The organism is Clostridia bacterium, from assembly GCA_035561135.1.
Lineage (GTDB): Bacteria > Acidobacteriota > Terriglobia > Terriglobales > Acidobacteriaceae > DATMYA01.
This window is the reverse complement of sequence record DATMYA010000022.1, coordinates 36,439-54,080: the sequence shown is the minus strand read 5'-3', so window position 1 is coordinate 54,080 and position 17,642 is coordinate 36,439. Positions and strand designations below refer to the sequence as shown.

Annotated in this window: 17 protein-coding genes; 9 read left to right on the top strand and 8 right to left on the bottom strand. The window is 55.4% G+C overall.

Annotation, left to right across the window (positions count from 1 at the left end):
* Positions 1–394 precede the first annotated feature (394 nt).
* The 5 genes from VN622_06045 to VN622_06025 all read left to right on the top strand — a co-directional run bounded on the left by VN622_06045 (position 395) and on the right by VN622_06025 (position 8,291).
* Positions 395–973 (top strand): HdeD family acid-resistance protein, encoded by a 579-nt coding sequence (locus VN622_06045; GenBank protein HWR35416.1) that lies wholly within the window; start codon positions 395–397, stop codon positions 971–973.
* A gap of 123 nt (positions 974–1,096) precedes the next feature.
* Positions 1,097–2,215 carry a beta-propeller fold lactonase family protein gene (locus VN622_06040; protein HWR35415.1) on the top strand — a complete coding sequence of 373 codons (1,119 nt, stop codon included), beginning with the start codon at positions 1,097–1,099 and terminating at the stop codon, positions 2,213–2,215.
* A gap of 543 nt (positions 2,216–2,758) precedes the next feature.
* Positions 2,759–3,982 carry a TolC family protein gene (locus VN622_06035; protein ID HWR35414.1) on the top strand — a complete coding sequence of 408 codons (1,224 nt, stop codon included), beginning with the start codon at positions 2,759–2,761 and terminating at the stop codon, positions 3,980–3,982.
* The gene (locus tag VN622_06030) at positions 3,979–5,160 is read left to right on the top strand and encodes an efflux RND transporter periplasmic adaptor subunit (GenBank protein HWR35413.1); all 1,182 of its coding nucleotides are present in this window, start codon (positions 3,979–3,981) and stop codon (positions 5,158–5,160) included. The genes VN622_06035 and VN622_06030 overlap by 4 nt, the downstream gene beginning before the upstream one ends.
* Before the next feature lie 11 nt (positions 5,161–5,171).
* Positions 5,172–8,291, top strand: coding sequence for an efflux RND transporter permease subunit (locus VN622_06025; GenBank protein ID HWR35412.1), 3,120 nt, complete (start codon positions 5,172–5,174; stop codon positions 8,289–8,291).
* Between the two features lie 119 nt (positions 8,292–8,410).
* Here VN622_06025 and VN622_06020 read toward each other — a convergent pair whose 3' ends face one another.
* A complete protein-coding gene (locus VN622_06020) occupies positions 8,411–9,124 on the bottom strand; it encodes a lipid-binding SYLF domain-containing protein (GenBank protein HWR35411.1) in 714 nt (237 codons plus the stop codon).
* 208 nt (positions 9,125–9,332) lie between these two features.
* On the opposite strand from VN622_06020, the gene VN622_06015 reads away from it, so the two are divergent.
* Positions 9,333–9,515, top strand: coding sequence for a hypothetical protein (locus tag VN622_06015; GenBank protein HWR35410.1), 183 nt, complete (start codon positions 9,333–9,335; stop codon positions 9,513–9,515).
* Positions 9,516–9,825: 310 nt separating this feature from the next.
* On the opposite strand, the gene VN622_06010 is transcribed toward VN622_06015, so the two are convergent.
* The 3 genes from VN622_06010 to VN622_06000 all read right to left on the bottom strand — a co-directional run bounded on the left by VN622_06010 (position 9,826) and on the right by VN622_06000 (position 12,115).
* On the bottom strand, positions 9,826–10,854 hold the full coding sequence (locus VN622_06010) for an MBL fold metallo-hydrolase (protein HWR35409.1): 1,029 nt from the start codon (positions 10,852–10,854) through the stop codon (positions 9,826–9,828).
* A gap of 21 nt (positions 10,855–10,875) precedes the next feature.
* Positions 10,876–11,385 carry a hypothetical protein gene (locus VN622_06005; GenBank protein HWR35408.1) on the bottom strand — a complete coding sequence of 170 codons (510 nt, stop codon included), beginning with the start codon at positions 11,383–11,385 and terminating at the stop codon, positions 10,876–10,878.
* 88 nt (positions 11,386–11,473) lie between these two features.
* Positions 11,474–12,115 carry an SEC-C domain-containing protein gene (locus VN622_06000; protein ID HWR35407.1) on the bottom strand — a complete coding sequence of 214 codons (642 nt, stop codon included), beginning with the start codon at positions 12,113–12,115 and terminating at the stop codon, positions 11,474–11,476.
* On the opposite strand from VN622_06000, the gene VN622_05995 reads away from it, so the two are divergent.
* From VN622_05995 to VN622_05985, 3 genes are all read left to right on the top strand, one after another.
* Positions 12,116–12,358, top strand: coding sequence for a hypothetical protein (locus VN622_05995; GenBank protein ID HWR35406.1), 243 nt, complete (start codon positions 12,116–12,118; stop codon positions 12,356–12,358). It begins immediately after the preceding gene.
* Between the two features lie 91 nt (positions 12,359–12,449).
* Positions 12,450–12,857, top strand: a complete 408-nt coding sequence (locus VN622_05990; protein HWR35405.1) for a helix-turn-helix transcriptional regulator — start codon at positions 12,450–12,452, stop codon at positions 12,855–12,857.
* A complete protein-coding gene (locus VN622_05985) occupies positions 12,850–13,725 on the top strand; it encodes an ImmA/IrrE family metallo-endopeptidase (protein HWR35404.1) in 876 nt (291 codons plus the stop codon). The genes VN622_05990 and VN622_05985 overlap by 8 nt, the downstream gene beginning before the upstream one ends.
* Before the next feature lie 4 nt (positions 13,726–13,729).
* Here VN622_05985 and VN622_05980 read toward each other — a convergent pair whose 3' ends face one another.
* From VN622_05980 to VN622_05965, 4 genes are all read right to left on the bottom strand, one after another.
* Complete coding sequence (locus VN622_05980) at positions 13,730–14,404, bottom strand: hypothetical protein (protein ID HWR35403.1); 675 nt, start codon at positions 14,402–14,404, stop codon at positions 13,730–13,732.
* Positions 14,405–15,069: 665 nt separating this feature from the next.
* Positions 15,070–15,675 carry a hypothetical protein gene (locus VN622_05975; protein ID HWR35402.1) on the bottom strand — a complete coding sequence of 202 codons (606 nt, stop codon included), beginning with the start codon at positions 15,673–15,675 and terminating at the stop codon, positions 15,070–15,072.
* Positions 15,675–16,607 (bottom strand): restriction endonuclease, encoded by a 933-nt coding sequence (locus VN622_05970; GenBank protein ID HWR35401.1) that lies wholly within the window; start codon positions 16,605–16,607, stop codon positions 15,675–15,677. Before VN622_05970 ends, VN622_05975 begins: the two co-directional genes overlap by 1 nt.
* 12 nt (positions 16,608–16,619) lie before the next feature.
* Positions 16,620–17,639 (bottom strand): hypothetical protein, encoded by a 1,020-nt coding sequence (locus VN622_05965; GenBank protein ID HWR35400.1) that lies wholly within the window; start codon positions 17,637–17,639, stop codon positions 16,620–16,622.
* Positions 17,640–17,642: the final 3 nt, after the last annotated feature.

Here is a 17,642-nt window from a genome sequence, read left to right as displayed (position 1 = left end):
AAGGTGCATGCACGTGGCAGCCCATATTCCGCGCCGCAACTCGCTAGCCAAAAGGCAGAGGCAGGATGCTCTTCGCTTCTATGAATTTAGCGGCCATTTCGGGTTGGGCTATTCCGGAGCTGAGGCAACGCATGCACAATTGAGCTATCACACGACAGTATCTCGGCAGAGAGATAATCTCTACACAGAATTGTACGGCGCAGATTCACGAAACTGATTCCAATTTACAAAAATAGCTCCCCATCGAAGTGGGCAAGCTCGGCATCCGAATTACCGTGATTCCGCATGCTCCGTCGAGGGTACCCGCATACGCAGGGTGTTTAGAAGATCGAGCGAAACTGAGTGGGAATTGGTCAATGAAGGCAGCCTAGCAAGGACGAGTGTGGGGGAGAAAATGAATTCCACTTCGATGCTCATGGAACTTGGATATCTACGACACAATTGGGGATGGTTTCTCGCACTGGGGATTATCCAGATTGTCATCGGAATTGTTGCTCTCGGGTTTATGCCCGCAGCCACGATCGGTACCGTCTTAGTGTTCGGATGGCTAATGCTGGTCGGCGGCATTGTTGAGGCTGTTTACGCTTTTCGATCACGCGGCGGGGGAGGATTCCTTCTTCATCTTGCGGGTGCCGTTCTTGGCGTGCTGATTGGCTTGCTCGTCGTCACCCATCCGGTTGCTGGCGCTCTCGCGTGGACGCTGCTGTTCGCCTCGTTGTTTACGGTCGGCGGACTCTTCCACGTCATCGCTGCCGCCTCGTTGAGATATCCCAAATGGGGCTGGTCGGTATTTGACGGCGCTATCACGCTGCTGCTCGGAATCATGCTCTGGGCCGAATGGCCGGTTTCGGGATTCTGGTTCCTGGGATTGGCGCTTGGGGTTAGCCTGGTTTTGCGTGGCTGGTCACACGTGATGTTCGCTCTCGCCGTTCGCAAAGTTAAGTCTCAGGCTCCCATTCGCCGTGTAGCCTGACCGAATCGCTAACCGCGAATTGGTTGCTATAGCTACTTACAGCTGCTGTTTCTTGCGTCAGACATTTCATGCGAGGCTTCCGGGACTGATTGCGACCCGGTGTTGTCTGCTAATGTTGGTGAAATGAAGACACTTGCGCGAACGCTTTCGGCCGTGATTGCTGTGGTTGTACTTAGCGCAGCGGTTATGATGATGAATGCCTCCAAGAAAAATGTCCGCACGATGGCGTACGTCTCAAATGCCGATAGCCGCGATATCTATGTGATGGAGTTAAGCGAAATTGACGGTAGCGTAAACGTCGTCCAGAGAATGACGGTTACAGGCACTGTCATGCCGCTGTCGATCAGCCCCGACCGCAAGTATCTTTACGCATCGCTCCGCTCGGAACCGAATTCGGTCAGCAGCTTTTCAATCAATCAGGACAGCGGAAAGCTGACACCCATAAAAACCGTCCCCTTGGCTGATGACATGGCGTACCTCTCAACGGACCGTACGGGCCGCTACCTGTTTGGCGCCTCATACTTCGGCAACAAGTTCTCGGTCAACGCCATCGGCCCCAATGGCGAAGTAGATCCAAAACCGCTGCGCGTGATACAGACAGGTAAGAACGCACACTGTGTCGCGACGGATCCATCCAATAGATTTCTGTTCGTCTCCAACCTCGGCGATGACGCTGTCATGCAGTACCACTTTAACGAAGCTAACGGCGAGGTCACGCCAAACGATCCTCCGGCTGTTAAAACCAAAAAAGGCGCCGGTCCACGCCATTTCATATTTCACCCGAACCGCCGTTTCGTATTCGGCACCAACGAAATCGACGGCACAGTGAATACCTATCGGCTCAATGTTCCCGGCACGCTCACGCTGCTCGCTTCGAATTCGGTGCTGTCCGCCGGTTTCGAGGGCAAGCCCTGGACCGCCGACATTCACATCACGCCCGATGGCAGGTTCCTCTATGCCTCCGAGCGCACCTCCAGCACGATCACGGCATTCCGGGTTGACGGAGACGACGGCAAGCTATCGCTGGTAGGCACATATCCGACCGAGACGCAGCCGCGGGGGTTCAATATCGACCCCAGCGGAAAATTTCTGCTAACAGCCGGCCAGAAATCGAATAGCGTGAGCAACTATGCCATTGATCAGAACACCGGGGCATTGCGCAAGGTGTCAGACGTGAACGTCGGGAAAAATCCCAATTGGATCGCAATCACGGAATTGCCTATCACGGAACTGCCTCGCTAGCGTTTCCCTAAGAACGAAGGGCAGCATGGTTGCGGTTGCGGCGTCGCGGTTCTTACCTTTATGATTACTGTGATGTCGGCCCGTGCCAAGTATATAGCGCTCTTCCTGCTTGCGTTTGTCTTCTTCGACTTAGGTATGCCTGAGTCTTGCTACGTACAGGCGGGTCCGTCAACCCAGAGCGAAATTCAATTCCAAGCTGAGCAGCAGGGCGGAACCGGCGGTCATTCTTGTCAGTTTGAGGAAGACTGCTTGTCATGCGCTCACTTTGCTCCTGCCGCCACGTTTGTTTTGCATGCCATTGCATTGACCTCTATGGCAGAACCTGAGCTGCAGATCCCCGCGCGCGCTGGATTATCGATCCTCCCTTATCACCCTCCTCGAGCTTAGCTCTCGCTTTGTCGTAGCAGCGTAGGCACTTTACTGCGCCTGTTCGTCCGTCATTTTTCATAAGCAGGACCATACTCACTCGCCCCGCCGTCGCAGGAACGGAATAGGGCCGGTGGCTAATATCCGGCCAAGCCGGTACCACACTGGAGTGTTCTAGTGAAAGCCAGGGGAATCATATTCATGCTGTTGGCCTGCGCGTTTGCGCAGAGTGTCTCTGCGCAGCAGTCCGAGGTCATTACCCTCGAACAGGCTCTTGCAAGAGCGCGCAACCGCGGACCGCAGATCATTTTGTCTCAATACCGCATTGACGAAGCACGCGGCCGACTCGCTGGAGCTTCGGTGTTCCTACAGGAAAACCCCACAGTCGAAACAGCAATTGGGCCTCGTATTTCCCCGAGTGGAGACACGACGGATTATGACGTGTCCCTGAGTCAGTCGTTCGAGCTTGGCGGCCGGCGCAGCGCGCGAATGGCCGGGGCTCGCGCCGGACTCGAACGCGAAACTGCCGCCAGCCGTGACGTACTCCGCCGGTTGCTGCGCGATGTCAGTGTAGCGTTTGCCAGAGGATTGGCCGCCAAGCAACGGCTCAAGCTCGCTGAGCAATCCAGCAAGATTGCGGGCGAACTGTTTCAGAGTATGGAGCGGCGTTATCAGGCGGGAGACGTTCCAATCCTCGACGTGAATCTCGCTCGCAACAGCGCGGCAAGAGCACGGGCTGACGTTCGGTCATCCCAAGCTGCGTACGCCTCTGCAGTCGGAGAGCTTCGCATCTTGTTGGGTGTGACCGCGGAAGAACCACTCGACATCGCCGGCGATCTCCGCGATCGCCGCCGTTTTGATTTATCTACGTTGACCGCGTTGTGCAGCGAACGACCGGACCTACGCGCACTCGCAGCAGAACGAGACGAAGCGCAGGCCGAGGTTCAGCTCGGCAATGCATTCCGTTGGCCAACGGTGGCCCCCTCTTTCAATTACAAGCGCGATCAGGGTGACCGAATCGTGCAGGGAGGACTCAGCTTCACGCTGCCGCTTTTCAATCGAGGCCAGGAGCTGCAAGCGGTCGGACAGGCCCGCACGCGGCGGCTCGAACGCGAACTCGAGGCGTCGAAGCGAGCTGTGTGGGTTGAAGTCCAAACGGCGTACGACGTTTATAACCTTCAGGTTTCCGCAGTCGAGGAGCTTGAACGCGATGCGCTACCGAGCTTGGAGGAGAACGAAACTTTGGCGCGACGTAGCTTCGAAGAGGGCGAGATCGGCCTGGCCGAACTGCTGCTGATCCGGCGCGAGGCACTTGAAACGCGTATCGCTTACGCAGAGCGGCTCTTCGAGGCCGCAGTAGCAGGAATCGAGCTAGAAGCACGAGCGGGGGTACTACGATGAAAATCATTACTACAGCACTCATAGCAATTCTGTTCCTAACGGGATGTTCTAAGCCGGAGAAGAAACAAGCCGAGCAAGATTCGGCGACTCCGGTTGCGAAAGAAGCAAAGCGCGAAGACACGTCCATTCTGCACATCGAGCAGTCGATGCTTCGTGATCTCCGCATCACCACGACAGCAGTCGAGTTCCGTACGGGAGGCGAGAGCATGGCGATTCTGGGCGAGTTGCATCCGAACGAGAATGCCTATGCCGAGATCGGTGCTCCTATCCCGAGTCGGATTGTTAGCATCAATGTCGCTCCCGGCCAAGCCGTGAGTGCGGGCAAGATTCTGGCAGTGTTGCAGAGCAGCGAGGTTGGGAAGGCACGGTCAGACGCCATTACAGCGCAAGCACGGTTGGAACTGGCGAAGCGGACGCTCGAACGGAAGCAACGGCTCGGAGCTGAGAAAATCGTGGCACAGCGCGAGATTCAGGAAGCCGACGCCAACATGGAGGCCGCAGCGGCCGAACTTCGCGCAGCCAAAGCAACGCTCCGCTCTCTCGGCCTCAGCGCAGCGGATGCAGAGAATCTTACTGACAACCCAAACTTCTCTCTGCGCAGCCCCGTCTCAGGCACGGTGATTGATCGTAACGCGGTGCAGGGTCAACTCGCCGAACCAAGCAAGCCATTGTTTCGAGTCGGCAACCTTGGCCGGCTGTGGCTGACAGTACACGCATTTGAACGAGACGCGGTGCGCGTGATGACAGGAAGTACTGCTCGAATCGCTTTCCCGGCACTGCCTGGTCGCTCCTTCAGCGGCAAGGTGACTCTCGTCGGCAAACAAGTTGAGGCAGATTCCCGAACCGTTCCCATTCGAATTGAAGTTGAGAACCGCGACGGGGTGCTGCGTCCAGGCATGTCGGCAACCGCGTGGCTTAAGGTCTGCGCGGATAACGGCAAAGTGCTGGCAGTCCCTGCAGCTTCTCTTCAGCGGCTTCAGGAGAAGTGGATTATTTTCATTCCCAAAGCGGAGAGGGAGTTCGAAATGAGAACGGTAGGTCGCGGACGAGACCTCGGAGGTGAAGTCGAAATTCTCTCCGGACTGAAGGCCGGAGAGACCGTTGTGGTTGATGGAGCGTTCCTCTTGAAAGCACAGTCCGAGCGGTCGCTAGGCGAAGGCGAAGAACACAATCACTAGGAGCAGGGAACATGATTAGCAAAATCCTAAAGAGTTCGTTCTCCCGCCCTGTGTTGACTCTGGTGCTCGTTCTCGCCGCATGTGCCCTCGGCGCGGTATGGCTTCAAGACTTGCGACGGGACGTTTTCCCCGATCTCTCTGCGCCTGTGTTCAACGTTATTGTGCAGAACCCTGCGATGGGAGCAGAGGAGCTGGAAACAGGAGTCGCCGTTCCAATGGAAGTCGCGCTTGCGGGCCTCCCGGATGTGCGACGCATCCGCTCGACCTCACTGCTTGGTGTCACACAGGTCACGGTAGAGTTCGAGTCGGACGCGGACTACAACCGCTCCCGGCAATTTGTGGCTGAGCGCGTCAACCAGGTAGCAGCCCAACTTCCACCCGGTATGGACGCGCCTAACATCTCAAGCCTCACGGGGCGGCTCAACGAGATCTTCGAGTTCACACTGGAAGCGCAACCAGGTGCCGCCGATCCTATGGTTCTGCGCGATCTTGCTGAGTTTGAAGTCCGCAATAGATTGTTGGCCGTTCCGGGTGTCGCTTCGATCGAGCGTCTTGGTGGCTATCTGCGGCAATTCCAGGTGCAGCTTGACCCCGATCGCATGTCGGCAAGAGGTATCACGCTTGATGATGTGGAGCACGCGGTGCAAGGCAGCAACATCAATGCCGCCGGCGGATTCGTCACGGAAGGATCGATGGAATGGACCGTTCGTGCTGTCGGTCGCGCCAGTAATGTCGAGGACCTCCGCAGCACAATCGTTGCAATGAAGAGCAGGACGCCGGTTCTGCTCGGCGACATTGCTGACGTGCGAGAAGCGCCCGCAGTTCGCCGAGGAGTCGCACACCGGTTGAATGGCGAAGTCGTAAGCTGCCGCGTCATCAAGCAGTTCGGTGCAGACACGATGATGGTTTCGGCGGGAATCCGCGAGGCTCTCGATGACATCGGCAAAACGTTGCCCAAGGGCGTGCAGCTGCGAACCGTTTATGACCAGTCAGTATTGATCGGAAGTTCGCTCGGAGGCGTTGAAAGGGCGATTCTGATCGGTGCCGTACTCGTCATCCTCGTACTGTTTGCTCTTCTAGGCGATCTTCGCGCCGCGCTCGTCGTTACCCTAACGCTTCCGCTATCGATTGCGCTGTCCGGGCTGCTTTTGAAACCGCTCGGTATCGGCATCAACACGATGACTCTCGGCGGACTGGCGATCGCTGTTGGTCTGCTGGTCGATGCTGCAATCATCGTCACCGAGAACATCGTCCACCGCATTACCGTTCGACACACGAACGGCAATCGACGTGAAACCGCGCTTGCGGCAGCGATCGAGGTCGGCAGGCCGATTGCGTTTGCCACGTTTATTGTCATGGCCGTTTTCCTTCCGCTGTTTGCAATGACCGGCATCGAGGGGAGGATGTACAGCCCCTTGGCTGCGGCTGTGGTGGCGGCAATCGCCGCGTCTCTTGTGCTCGCGCTGACGCTTGTTCCGGTGGTGGCTGCCATGTTCTTGCGGCCCAAACACAGCGTCGCAGAGGAAGACGTGTGGCTCGTGCGCAAGCTTAAGGCCGTTTACGCGCCGTTCCTGGATTACGCACTGAGGCACCGGGGAAAGGTGCTCATTGTGGCCTTCGCGGTAACCGCTCCCACACTCGTTCTCGCGCTCTATGTTGGCTCGGATTTCATGCCCAAGTTGAATGAAGGGGCCTTCCTGATCCAGACCGTATTGCCTCCCGAGACCTCTTTGGACGAAGTAGATCGCGTAAACCATCGTGTCGAAGATGCATTGCGCACTTTCCCCGAAGTCGAGGACGTGGTTCGACGCACGGGGCGTGCCGAACGCAGTGAAGATCCCATGCCGCATACCTGGTCCGACGTCCTCGTGATCCTCAAGCCTGACGGTGGGCGCGCGCCTGACCAGCTTGAGGACGCGATGCGCGAGAAACTTCAGGGCATTGCGGGCGTTACGACGCTGTTCACCACTCCGCTTGGCATGAGAATCGATGAAGGACTCGGCGGCACTCCAGCCGACATCTCTGTCCGAATCTTCGGCGCTGATCTCGACAAACTGGCGGCGCTCGGCGAACGGGCACAAGAGTTGATGCGCGGAATCAAGGGCGTCGAGGACCTGCGGGTCGAGAAACTCACCGGCATGCCTCAGTTGAAAGTGAGCATAGACAGACAGGCGGTTGCGCGTGTGGGCCTAACCCCTGGCGATGTCATCCGTGCGATTCGGGTGGGACTTGCGGGCGAGGAAGAATCGGAAGTGTGGATCGGGCAGCGGCGGTTCGACATGGTAGTCAAGCTGCAAGACGAACATCGCAACACTCCGAAATCAATCGGCGCATTGCTGGTCGATGGACACGACGGGTCGCGCATCCCACTTAGCCAGCTTGCCACAATCGAGCAGACCTTTGGCCCCGGAACGATTCGACGGGAAGCCGGCAGCCGGCGTATTGCGGTGGAGTCGGCCGTCGATGGAAGAGACCTCGGCAGCACCGCCGCCGAGATCAACGCCAAATTGTCGCGGGAACTGAGCCTTCCAACTGGATACTTCTTCAATGTGGGTGGTCGCGTAGAAAGTCAGTCTCGGGCTGCCGATTCTCTACGCATCGCCATCGCTGTCGCAATCCTGGCCGTATTCCTCTTACTGTATATGGCGTTGGGATCGGCAGCCGAAGCAGCGGTGATCCTGGCTACCTTACCCACAGCTTCGGTCGGTGGTATCGTCGCCCTGCTCATCGCTGGCGAGACCTGGAACGTGTCATCGCTGGTTGGTTTAATAGGCCTGTTCGGAATCGCCGTGCAGAACGGCCTCGTTCTCATCTCACAAACTCGTGGACTTGTGGCGGAGGGGATGCCGTTCGAAGATGCGCTTCGCGGTGCCTGCATCGGCCGCGTACGCCCAAAGATAATGACGGCGGCAACAGCGATCCTTGGCTTGCTTCCACTCCTCGTCTTGCGTTTGCATGGCACCGAGATCGAGAGGCCGCTGGCGGTCGTGATGATTGGAGGACTGGTCACATCCACCTTATTCACCCTGCTGGCACTCCCGACGTTCTACATGACTGTGCATCGTCTGCAAGAGCGCTACGCGAGTCGCCTGAGACATTCGTCTCAAACTGCGCAAATGGAAGGAGACTGACATTAGCCCTTGTAGTTCTTATGCAGTTCGTTATTGCGGCAGGCTTGAGCACGGATCGGCGCGTCCATAACTCAAGGCGACCACGTTCACGCAGCCAACGTGGTCGCCTTGAGTCAGACTTAATCCTGCAGCGACTTTGCTTCGCTTTTGTTGCGCGGGCTCTTGCGGTTCAACACCGAGACGAGTTTCGCGCCTGAAGGCGGCGTGCTCACGGCGCGCTTTGCAATGATGTCCGTGGCGCTCAGTTTTCTGTGGTACAGGTTCTCGTTCGCGCCGCCATCGGACCGCATCGTCGAACCCTCGAGCGAGATACCTGCAAACAATCCCTTCGCGCGCGAATACGACAGCACTTCAGCGCGCATGACCACGTCGGTGGCTGCCGCAGCCGTACGGCCTTTGGGGCCCGCCGCCGCGGACGCATCCGCTCCCAGTTTGACTTTGGACTTGAGCAAGGAGCGGCCTCCAGCGGGGTTCATGACCAGCAGCACGAAATCCGTCAGGTTGCCGCCAAGCTGAAACCCTATGTTCGCTCCTTCGAGGGCGTACATCGCTGGTGGGCCCCATGGCCCGGTGAAGTTCGATCCCGAGCGGCACACCATGGCGCCCCGGCCAAAGCTCCCGCCGATCCCGATGGCGAACTTCTTCACCGAGGGCAGCACAATCACGCACTCGGCGCGGTCGAGCAGGTCCTGCGGAATGTTGTCGGGGATATTAAGAATTTCGCCGAGCACCCGCCCGGCATCTTCCAGTCGATCCTGCTCTCGCTCCTGCCCGAGCAGTGTTAGGGGAACGAATAGGCTTGCAAAAAGACACAGCAATAGGACTTCGCGCATGATCCACCTCGCCTGTCCGCAAACTTACATCTTCGAGAGCTGCCGGTAAAGACCCGGAAGGCCAGTTCCCCCGCGTTCGCGGCAGCGACGAATCGTGTGTGTCGTCGCAACCTTCTCAATCGCCAATGCTCCCGACGGCCGCGAAACTCGGGCTGAAAGGCATCTACTGGCACTGGATGAGACACGCCAACGTGACTTGCACGACTCCGTGGGAACACCACTGGGAACCGTACAGGCGCTGGTGGGCCATTCGTCGCCGGAGATCACGCGGGAAATCTACCTGCACTCGGTGCCGGCGGATGCGAAGCAGGCGATGAAGAAGGTGGAAGAGGTGCTGTCGGACGCAAATAGACCCAAGTCTTGCAGGCAGCAAAACCGGCGTCTGATCTAATTAACTGAGCTGCTTGGGATTAGATTGGTCGGGGAGAGAGGATTTGAACCTCCGACCCCCTGGTCCCGAAAACGTGGCTCGACACCTTCTCTGATTTGTCTTCAACAACTTACATTTCTGCCAGCCATTCTCATTTCTACTGAAAAATGCCATTTCTGGGCTTATGGGTGACCTAGAGTGGGTGACCCAAGGAGCTAGGCCGCTCACGCCTTCGGCAAGGTTCGGTGATGGCCTATCTGGTTTCACTGTTCCTTCAGCGTCCACACAAGACCAACGCACAGGGTGAGCTTCAGGCACAAGAAGCTACTGACTATACAGAGGTGACTCGGGCACAGGGTTCTGTGTTTATGCTGTTCCAGCCCTTGTGAAACTCTCTTTCGTGCTTGTGACATAGGGTCAGGAATTGGTTCCTGCAGTCACCTTTGCAAGACTTCGTCTTGTCTGAACAGTAAAAATGAGAACCCTGCTTCTTCAATAGTTTCAGAACTTCTCTGTCTGGGTGTCCGTGCTGATTATCGCCAACTGGAATGTAGGCAGTAGTGGCCGAAAACCTCTTGACTAGTTCTTCGTCCAAGCCAGTTTCACTGCCGTGATGAGGCACCTTGAGGAACGGATACTTCGTTTCTTTGCTTGTAACAACCTTGAGTACGGCAGCCCCTGCATCTCCAGTGAACAATGCCTGTGAAGTGCCCTTGTACAAAAGCTCAAACACCACGCTTGAGTCGTTCTCAGGCTCGGTCTTTGGAGCATCGGTCAGTGCATTCTGGTGCTCAAGCCATGCCTCGGCGATTTTTTCCGCCATTTGCTGTTGCACAACCGGCAGCAAATCTGCATCGTCCCATGCCAAAGCGAGTAATTCATCTGTGGGGCTTAGAAATTTCAGCGTAACGCTCTCGCAAGGCCACTGCATACCAGCCTTAACCGAGACGATTTTGGCCACGTTATTGGCTGCTGCGTTAATGCCCTCCACCATGTCGAGTGCTTTCGCTAGTCTGTCGAACTTTGCTATTTTGCGATAGCCCTCAAGCGACTTCCTGAGGGGAGACCATCTGTTCTGCAAAACCGGAGGAATGTTGATTGCGAGAGGGGCGTTCTGCTTAATTCGGCATTTCTGCAGAACCATCGGCAATCCTCCAACATGGTCCTCGTGCAAGTGAGTTCCGATTATGAGGTCGAGACCTGCTGGTGCATAAGTGTTGACGTGCTTTACCACTTCTTCTGCTGAGGACTCTGGCCCAGCATCAACCAACACGTAACGCTCGGTTCCATTCGATAAATCTATGGTGATGAGAAAAGCATCACCCTGACCAACCTTTATCATGTCAATCAAGAAGCCCATCGTTTCTCCTCATGAAATCTGCTATGCGCTCGTTGCTTTTCCTCGCTCCGACTGTCTGGCCACACGCTTCACTATGTAGGCGGTTTGTTTTCTATATGCAAAGAGAAACATCACGAACAACAGCACTACGATGATGAAGGAACCTCGATGGGATAAAAACGTCATCTTGGCTTCAAGCTTCTCGTAGCCCGAAAGCAAAAGGAGCGAAGAAAAGACAGCGCAGAAGGTTCGGTATGAATTATTGGTCTCGGAGAGAGTGTCCAGCGTGGAGTCTTTTTCCTTAGCACTAAGGAACTCTTCGTATTTGGCGAAGCGAACGAACTTGATGCCCTTTAGGAAAGGCTCAAGAATCAACGACCCCAATCGGCTAATCACAAGCCCGATGAAGTAATAAACGAACACGCCCATGGCGATATCCGACTGAATAAAGGAATACCGTGTGAGTTTGGTCGCAAGAACGGCGAACACGATGCCCGGCAGCAGGCAATTGAAAATGTTGTATGACGTCAACTTCTCAAGTAGTTCCTTCATTCGTCCCTCGGAGGCGAAGTGAGAGTTCTACGTCGTTGTTTGGGAGGATACAGCAAGTATGCTCCCCGGGTGCAGACATTCACGACAACTACATTCGAAGTGCAAGAATGCTGTCTTCGCGCATATGGCACTTTACGTATTTGCGTCCAGAGCGACACCAACACTGTTGACTCGGCTTAATCGTGTTGATGTGGTAGCGCGGGTCTCCATAGTGTTCGCGACCAATCCACACTCCAGTGCGGTTGAAGACCTGCCATTTGGCCAACCATATCGGGACGTGGTCCATGAAGTCCACAACATCGTTTTCTCGGTGATCCCAGACACCTTCGGAGGCATAAAAAACACAAAGGGAGCCGTCGGCCCACATGTGGCGTCGCTTCTCCGGCGGGATTGCAGGCGACAAGACCCAGCACGCAGGGTGGCGAGCCGTCCCATCCCAACGAACCTCAAGTTCGAAAGATTGGCTAATGTCGGTGACGCTATCCATCCAGTCGTGTCGGCAGTGCGCGACAGAGCAGTTTGGATGATGGCCGATGTTGCCACCGACGATTCGCACGGTTCTCTCATGGGCGATGTCGTCGAGGATGTGTTCCATGTCCTCCCTTGGGGTAATCGGCTGCACCGAGCCACGCCAGACTGCGCACACCGCCATTCCCGCGGAGTACTCCGAATAAGGAAACTGCGGGTAGTAGCGTTTCATCTGTTCGATACTCTTCTGCAGCCGATTCATATGCCCTCTCCCTTAGCAGTCACCGTGCGACCCACGCGGACGGACATCGCGCCCCGGCGGTGTGTCGGGCGGACGGTTCGGTGGACGGTGCTCGTCATCCTTGCGGTGTTCCTCACTGTTTCCGTGCGAATTGTCGTGTTGCTTGCTATCCTGCTCTGCCATCGTGTTACCCCTGTCGTCTTCGTGAATTGCAACGTGCCCGAAGGTATGTTGCTGGATGGTTTGTACTACGGAGAGTGTTAAGGCGCAATACGGAAATCTCGTACTTGCTGTGGAAAAGCTCGTATGTTCATGAAAACAGGCGCAATATTTTTCTGCACAATGTTCTCTGGATATGGCAGAATCTTACTTCGGCATTACGAAATTTTCGTACTGGACCAGGGAGGCCGTCATGGCGGGGTTCGGAGACCTTCTCCGTCGCCTTCGGGGTAACCGTACTCAGAAGCAGGTCGCGAACGACCTGCAGATGCCTATCACGACACTTTCCACGCTGGAAAACCAAGAAAACCTGCCACGTGGGCCGGTGCTCAAGAAGCTCGCTGACTACTACGGTGTGCCCTTAACTTATTTCTATTCTTCATCGACTTCAGAAATGAAGCCTACCGACGCAGCGAAGGCGTGGCTGCAGCATGTTCGCAGTGCAGCGGTGAAGGACACGATTGCAACTTTCGCACCTCCTGATTTTTCTGAGGAGTTTAAGCGCCGGGTGGCGGACACGATAAAGCAGAAGAAGAATGGCTAAGCTCCACACCGCGAGCAATCCTCACGAGGACATTGGCTCGCAAGAAATTCTGGAAACGCTACTCGTTGAGGCGGGTACTGCGGGATTGTTGCCCACGAACGAGAAGAAGCTACTTTCGTTCTTGGGTCTTCAGCAACTCAGCTTCGATTTCATGAGCGAGGTTCCCTTCGTTAGCAAGGATGCTGCACCCGCTGGTGACCTTCGTGCTGCGTTGCATCTTGATGAAAAGGTCGTTGCGACCCAATCAGGTATGGGAGAGCAACGCACTAGATTCAGCATCTTCCACGAAATCGCGCACTGCGTCCTGCCCGACCACTTCGAAAACCTGTTTATAGACACCGACCAAACTCTGAGTTGGTGGACAAAAGCGCGGATGGAGAGAGAAGCGAATCAGTTCGCTGCCGACCTCCTGTTCCAAGGAAAACTTTTCACTGAGCAGGCTCTCAGCCTTCCAACATCGCTGCGGACCGTACTAGAACTCGCGCCTAGTTTTGGTGCTTCGTATGAGGCAAGTCTGCGCAGATTTACTGAACTGCACGTGGAACCATGCGCGCTCATCGTTTTCCAACGCGTGCCTCACAAAGAGGAAGACGGGTTTATCGAGGATGACGAGTATCGGGTCCAATACACGGTCACGTCGCCAAGCTTCAGGCGATTGTATTTTTCGGCAGTGCAGGTAACGGGCGGAAAATGCAAATCGGAAGATATTTTTGGCGTTCGGAGCGGGTGGCCTCTGAGCAGTGTCGTTGAGCGCGAACTCACGATTGACCGTGACGAGCAACCAGCGTGGCACTTCGCCACTGAAGTCTTTACAAACAGCTATAAAATCTTCCAGTTCCTGAAACACCCGCTTTCACAGCCCCAATAGCGTTTTACCAATACCGATTCAGCTCGCCTTTACAGTCAATTATCGGCGGACTGGCTACCAGCGGGTCAATTCGGTCTGCCTGCTCAAACATCCATTTGAGCCGGTTCGCCTTCTCCGAGCCGTCGGACAGGTCAACACCTTGCTGCTTCCAGTAGGACTGCAACGCCGTTATGAACTCCCGCATGTTTCGTGCCTGCACCCAACGGCTAGTCCATTGCTCAAGCTCTTGTACCTTCTTCTCCTCTTCCGCAATCTGCTTTGAAAGCTCCAGCCGTTCGATTTCTCGTTTCCTTTGTTCGATAGCAGCTAATCGCTGTTGCTCCGCCCTCAGGATGCAGTCACGAGCCGCCCGCATCATGGCGCTCACGATTTCTGGAATCGCCTGTTCGAGTTTTCGTTTCTTTCGGTCATGGAACCGAATTCCTTGCCAGTGCTCTTCATCGACCCGGAATTCGAGTTCGCCTGATGGTTGGTATTCGGTAGCGTTACGAGTCCAATTGGGAGATTCCTGAACAACGTGCCGACTCTTTTCCTTGTACCTCTCCACCACGGAAAACGAGATGCGTTGGGCGAAGATAAGTGCTGTTGTTCCGTGCTTTCCGTGCTCAACGGATATGGGACACTTCTCGGATTCGAGCGTTCGGATGACGGCGTTCATCAATCCGAGTGCTCGCTCCAATTGAGCATTCGATACGTGTACGTCAAGGCACGGCCCGGCCTGCCAATGGCGTTGCAACCGACCTTTGTCGTCAACCGTACCCCGTTTGAGACTCTTTTCAGTACTGACGACCAGCTTGTGCCTTGGCACGTCCGCTGGCCAAGACCACGGCTTTGATTCGAAGTCCTTGATTGCGAGGTATTCTCTATCAGTTGGCTCAGGCTGGGGAGGTGTTGGCTCTTTGGCGTGAGTAGTCATGGCTTCAGTACGCTCGACATACGTCAATGTTGGAAGATTCTTTGCTTTTGGCAGCGGAGGCCGCGTTAATCTCTGACCTGCGGCCTTTCTCGCCCAATACCCACGCCCAGGCAGTGGAATGCGGAGGGTTCGGCAGACCTTCCCAAGCATCACGTCAGAGATGTGGTATTTCGCGGCAACTTTGAGGAGTGGTTGCTCCCACACTTCTGCGTAGAGTTGCTCTCGGTTCCAAGCAGGCATGAATACGCGCGCCCCCGTTTCAACTCTCGCGGGCACGCGGCGATTCCGTACTGAGTTCGCACTCCCGAAATGCACACCCACGTATTTCGCGGAAATCGCCAGTTAACTCAGCGAGGCAGTCCGGGAAGCAGTACGGCATAAATCATCAATTCCATGCCCACGATGCGTTCACAACACGTTGCGGAACATCAATGCGCTAAGCCTACGCCCTGAATATGGATAAGAGCATCCGGAAGTGGGGGTAACGGCTGGTGCGGGACGCTGAGACAACCACTTCCATGCGTGAAGGCCCACGCCGCAAACTCAGAGGTTTTTTCGCCATCATTGACACAGTAGTTCCGATGGTGCGGGACGAGAGGTGCGAACTGTTGCGGCACGTGTATGGGCCGATTGCCGAAATATACAAATCTACTAGCAACCAAAACACGGTCAACAGAAACGTCGTGCTCCTGCTCGCGAGCGGTTCTGTGCGCACGGGCGGAGGTAATCTGACGATACACGCCATTCTCTTTGTAATACACATTATCGAGACGGTCTCGGAATCGCTTTTCCCTGAAATACTGGTCGAAAGTCATGACCTCATTGACCTGCATCAGGTAAATGAGATGCCCGTTGCCGAATTGTTTACCGCCGAAACCTGCGACCCACGAGCCAAGTGGCGCACGACCCCTGATGCTAGTCATACAACAGGCCAACGAGAGGTACTGGCCCGACGCACACGGCGCAAACCCCGTGTCGTCCGTCATCTTGTACCCGTAAAATTTGTGCTGCGCGGGCATGGCCCTTCCCGTCATCAATCCTCTTGGTCCTCCAAGAAGTAGTCGGAGTCCACGGATTTGAGTACAAGCGTTCTCCGGTCACTGACGCCGACGTTGTGCTCGTACATAAGGTGAGCCAACTTTTGCCCATCAATCAGAGCGATTTTCACCCCTACAGTCCTAACGTAATCGCGTGCATTTTCGTTATAAGACGAGGTGGTAATGAATACGCCTTTTCGGGCCTGCTTCCCCTGCAGTGCGCCTACAAACAACTGCACATCTGGTCGGCCAACCGGGTTTTCCCACCGCTTCGCCTGAACATGGACAAGGTCTAGGCCAAGCGGGTCTTCGCTTATAACTCCGTCAATTCCTTCATCACCCGGCTTTCCGGTGACAATCGCCGCTCCGTCTCTGAACTTGCCGTATCCCATCCTGTGAAGAAGGTCGATGACGAGCTTCTCGAAGAAAGCGGGGCTGCATGTTTTTACCTTGTCTAGGAGCTCGGACTCGATACGATGCTGAATGTTGCTGAATGAACTTTCCAGAACCTCTTCCGGAGCTGCATCGAGAGAAACGGAGGTTGGTGCGACAGCGACAGCGACGGAGGTCTGTTCGGTGCGATTTTCTCGACCTGATACCGCTTCAGCGTAATCGGGATACCGCATGAAGAAGGAACGGTCTAAGCGCACAGGATTTGACCGCAGAACCTCCCGCCCACGGTCTGTGATGCGCAAATGCTTCGGCTTCGGAAGTTCTACCAATCCAGCCAACCTAAGCTCCGAACGCGCCCAACCCAGCCGATTCTTGAACTTTGGCATCCCGCTCGGGATTCGCTCAGATAAATCCGCTTCAGTCAATCCGAATTGATTAGCTAGTGTGTCGCCCAATTCCTTTAATGCGTGAGTGCTACCGTCGGCGAGCAACTTCAACATCGGAAGCGTTATATCGAACAAACTAGGAATAGCCATCAGCCCCCCGCGCTAATCAGTTCCGCCCTTGGCGGCCTTGCCCTTTGCTGCGCTCGTCATTTTGTCCGCTTCTGTGACCCAGTCGGGCGAAAGTTGCGAAGCTACTGCGAAGATGTCCACGCCTGCTTCCAATTTCAGCCGATTTCGGAGCTTCTGCAGCTCCGTTTTGTATTTCGCGTATTTCGTGAGCAGTTTGTCAACGGCATCAGGCGTTTTTAGCCTCTCTATGGCATCGGGGTTGTAAAATGGCTTTCCCTCCAGTATTTCCAGCTTTATGCCGGTCAACACCGCGAGACGTTTCAGTTCTTCCTTGCCGTAGAACTTCGATGGCCACTTTCGGAGCTTTTGGCCGTTGTGCTTTTTGCAAAGCAGAGTCGCCGACCCCGTCGTGGCGGGCCACAGATAATAAACGGGAAGCGTATGGTCGATATTCGCGTCGGACACTTTCTCAAGCGTAACGCCGCACTTGAAACACTTTTGCTTGAAGCGCTCGGAAATTGCCTTGCTGTCCAGCTTGCCTATCCCTGCCATTTCAACCAGCAGCCGACGGTTCTGCGCTGCCTCGCGATGCTGGTCGGGCGTTCGCGTCGAGTTCTTTATGGTGTTGTACTGGGTCTTGCAACTTGCACACTCACCTTGATGCTTCGACTTGCGCGACTCGTGCGCGCCGAACGACAACAGCGGCTTCATCGTATTGCAGATAATGCAGTACTTGTATCGTTGCGATTCCTCAACATAGTCGTCATGGAGGACCTCGAAGCTGCCTTTCTTTAAGACCTCCTTTTTCGGCAATTTGACGAGCTTGTAATCGTAGAATTTCACCGACTCGCCGGACTGAAACTCAAAACCGCATTTTGGGCAGGCGAATTCGAAACCGTTTAGGAGTTCGTCCTCCTTCTTGAATATGTATTCCTCGCATTTGCTGTTCAGGCACTGGAATCCTCTGTAGACGACATCTCCCTGGCCTGCTACATGGGCGGCGCGCACCTGCCCCGTCTTTTCAACCGCTGTGTATTTTTTCCTTCGTGCCATTCA

Coding starts and splice junctions, on each gene's coding strand:
- VN622_06000 (HWR35407.1), bottom strand. CDS start 12,115: ATGAATCGGCTGCAGAAGAGTATCGAACAGATGAAACGCTACTACCCG.
- VN622_05970 (HWR35401.1), bottom strand. CDS start 16,607: ATGGCTATTCCTAGTTTGTTCGATATAACGCTTCCGATGTTGAAGTTG.
- VN622_06025 (HWR35412.1), top strand. CDS start 5,172: ATGATTAGCAAAATCCTAAAGAGTTCGTTCTCCCGCCCTGTGTTGACT.
- VN622_06045 (HWR35416.1), top strand. CDS start 395: ATGAATTCCACTTCGATGCTCATGGAACTTGGATATCTACGACACAAT.
- VN622_06010 (HWR35409.1), bottom strand. CDS start 10,854: ATGGGCTTCTTGATTGACATGATAAAGGTTGGTCAGGGTGATGCTTTT.
- VN622_06030 (HWR35413.1), top strand. CDS start 3,979: ATGAAAATCATTACTACAGCACTCATAGCAATTCTGTTCCTAACGGGA.
- VN622_06040 (HWR35415.1), top strand. CDS start 1,097: ATGAAGACACTTGCGCGAACGCTTTCGGCCGTGATTGCTGTGGTTGTA.
- VN622_05985 (HWR35404.1), top strand. CDS start 12,850: ATGGCTAAGCTCCACACCGCGAGCAATCCTCACGAGGACATTGGCTCG.
- VN622_05975 (HWR35402.1), bottom strand. CDS start 15,675: ATGACGGGAAGGGCCATGCCCGCGCAGCACAAATTTTACGGGTACAAG.
- VN622_06005 (HWR35408.1), bottom strand. CDS start 11,385: ATGAAGGAACTACTTGAGAAGTTGACGTCATACAACATTTTCAATTGC.
- VN622_05990 (HWR35405.1), top strand. CDS start 12,450: ATGGCAGAATCTTACTTCGGCATTACGAAATTTTCGTACTGGACCAGG.
- VN622_06020 (HWR35411.1), bottom strand. CDS start 9,124: ATGCGCGAAGTCCTATTGCTGTGTCTTTTTGCAAGCCTATTCGTTCCC.
- VN622_05965 (HWR35400.1), bottom strand. CDS start 17,639: ATGGCACGAAGGAAAAAATACACAGCGGTTGAAAAGACGGGGCAGGTG.
- VN622_05995 (HWR35406.1), top strand. CDS start 12,116: ATGCCCTCTCCCTTAGCAGTCACCGTGCGACCCACGCGGACGGACATC.